Consider the following 2,509-nt stretch of genomic DNA (forward strand, 5'->3'; position numbering starts at 1 on the left):
GAACGGCGCGCCGGGGACGCGCTGGATCGAGGAGGTCGTCCTGCCGGAGGCGCGCCGGCGCTTCTCCTTGGCGAACGATCCGGGGCGCGTCGCCGTCGTCGGCTACTCCACCGGCGCGCGGGGCGCGGTGGTCCTCGCCGCTCGCCGCACCGACTTCGGCTTCGTCGGCGCCCTGTCGGGGACGTACGACCTCGCGGCGCTCGATCCGGCGAGCGGCGAGGCGCGGATCCACGCCGTCGTCTTCGGTCCGCGGGAACGGTTCGCCGCGCGCTGGCGCGGCGAAGGGGGCGATTCGCGCGCGCTCGCGGCGGGGCTTCAAGGGGTCGAGGTTTGGCTCGCGCACGGCGCGGCCGACGCGGTCGTCCCTTCAACGCAGACGGCCGCCCTTCGCGAGGCGCTGGAGGGGCTCCGCCTGCCGGCGACGGTCGCGATCGTTCCGGGGGCGAAGCACGACTGGGCGTTCTGGAACGCGCAGCTCGAACCGCTGCTGGCGGCGTTGGAGCTGCGCTGGAAGGCGACGACGACCGATCGCTGAACGAAGGAGGGCGCGGCGCGCTCGGGGCGTTCAGCGGGGCTCGTCGGACGCTTCGCGGCGCGCGGCGCCCGTCGTCCGCCGGGTCACGCCTCCATCAGCGTCCGCACGATGACGCGCAGCATGTCGGTGACCGCGGCCTTGTCGAGCTGCGGATTGACGATGGCGCGGATGAAGAGCCCCGAGAACAACGCCATCAGGACCTCCGCGCGCGCCTCGAACGACTTCTGCGACAGGGACGGGTTCGCCGCCCGGATCCGCTCGTCCACCCAGCGGAACCGCTCCCGGTTGACGACGTCCGCGGCGCGGAGCGCCTCGAGCACCTGCGGGTTCCGCGTCGCCTCGGCCAGGATCTCCAGTTCCAGCGCGGCGCGCCGCGGATCGGTCGTCTCGTCCACCGGGATGTCCAGCCGGTCGAGCAGCGGCTCCAGAATGTCCGCGGTGGCGAAGAGCTTCTCGATCTCGGGGGGCGTCGCCTTGACGTTCTGCTCGATGATCGCGCGGACGATCGCTTCCTTGTTGGGGAAGAAGTGGTAGATGTGGCCGGCGCTCATCCCGGCCGCCTCGGAGATGTTGGTGATCGTCGCGGCGTGGAAGCCGTAGCGGCGGAAGCAGTCGGCCGCCGCGTCGAGGATTTGGCGGCGCCGCGCCTCCGATCTTGACTCCGTTCCGCCGGTCAATTCGACGTCCATTGCCGTTCCTCTTTTTCGTTGTCCGGTGACAGTCGCCATTGTGGCGCCGGGTCTGCCTCGGATTTCTCGAATGGATGTTCATTCTAGCCTTGACGATGCGCTCTTTTCAATCAGAATGAACATTCGTTCTAGAGTGAATGTTTGCTCTAATGCGGAACTGCCCTGACCGATCGCCCCTTCCCGCGGGGTTCCGCGGGCGGCGGCGGGCCGACGCCTCAGACAGAGGAATGCGCATGCGTTCGAATCTCCCGTTGCCGTCGCTTCTTGCCGCCGCCGCGTGCGGCTGCGCGCTTCTGCTTCCCGGCTGCTCCCGTTCGCAGGCGAACCCGGGACCGCCGCCGACGCCGGAAGTCGGCGTCGTCGCGCTGGAAGAGCGTCCGCTCGTCCTGACGACCGTCCTCTCCGGGCGCACCGCCCCCTACGTCGTCGCCGAAATCCGCCCGCAGGTCGGCGGCATCGTCCGCCGGCGGCCGTTCCAGGAAGGCAGCGACGTCGCGGCCGGACAGCTGCTCTACGAGATCGAGCCGGCGACCTACAAGGCGGCCGCGGACAGCGCGGCGGCGGCGCTGGCGCGCGACGAGGCGACGCTGGCGACGGCGCAGGTCAAGGCGACCCGCTACGCGGATCTCGTCCGCACGAAGGCGGTGAGCGAGCAGGAGAACGACGACGCGCAGATGGCCGTGAGGCAAGGGATCGCGGTCGTCGCCGCGGACAAGGCGGCGCTCGACGCGGCCAAAGTGAATCTGGGCTACACGCGCGTCGTCTCCCCGATCGCCGGGCGGGTCGGCCGCTCCGCGGTCACGCAGGGTGCGCTGGTGACGGCCGGCCAGCAGAACGCGCTGGCGACGGTCCAGCAACTCGATCCGATCTACGTGGACGTCACGCAGTCGAGCGCCGAACTGCTGCGCCTCAAGCGGGATCTGGCGAACGGGAAACTGCAGCGTCCCGACGCGGCGGAGGCGGAGGTCCGGCTGACGCTCGAGGACGGGACGGAGTACCCGCTTCCCGGACGCCTCGCGCTCTCCGAGGCCACGGTCGAGCAGTCCACCGGCACCGTCACGCTGCGGGCGGTCTTCCCGAATCCGGACCGCGTGCTGCTGCCGGGGATGTTCGTGCGGGCGACGGTGAAGACCGGCGAGGTTCCGCGCGCGGTCCTCGCGCCGCAGCGCGGCGTGACCCGCGACGGGCAGGGGAACGCGACGGCCCTCGTGCTCGGACGCGACGGCAAGGTCGAGCTGCGCAAGGTCCAGGCGGAGCGGGCCCTCGGCGCGAACTGGCTCGTCGA

General features: G+C 71.1%; 3 protein-coding genes. 2 read left to right on the forward strand and 1 reads right to left on the reverse strand.

The window, feature by feature from the left end:
- On the forward strand, window positions 1–535 hold a 535-nt coding region (locus LLG88_04005; GenBank protein ID MCE5246070.1), incomplete at its 5' end, for a hypothetical protein.
- An 83-nt stretch (window positions 536–618) separates the two neighbouring features.
- Here LLG88_04005 and LLG88_04010 read toward each other — a convergent pair.
- Window positions 619–1,224, reverse strand: coding sequence for a TetR/AcrR family transcriptional regulator (locus LLG88_04010; protein ID MCE5246071.1), 606 nt, complete (start codon window positions 1,222–1,224; stop codon window positions 619–621).
- 233 nt (window positions 1,225–1,457) lie between these two features.
- On the opposite strand from LLG88_04010, the gene LLG88_04015 reads away from it, so the two are divergent.
- Window positions 1,458–2,509 (forward strand): efflux RND transporter periplasmic adaptor subunit (locus LLG88_04015; GenBank protein ID MCE5246072.1); only part of this gene is annotated, 1,052 nt, incomplete at its 3' end.

Source organism: bacterium, assembly GCA_021372775.1.
GTDB lineage: Bacteria > Acidobacteriota > Polarisedimenticolia > J045 > J045 > JAJFTU01.

Coding starts and splice junctions, on each gene's coding strand:
- LLG88_04010 (MCE5246071.1), bottom strand. CDS start 1,224: ATGGACGTCGAATTGACCGGCGGAACGGAGTCAAGATCGGAGGCGCGG.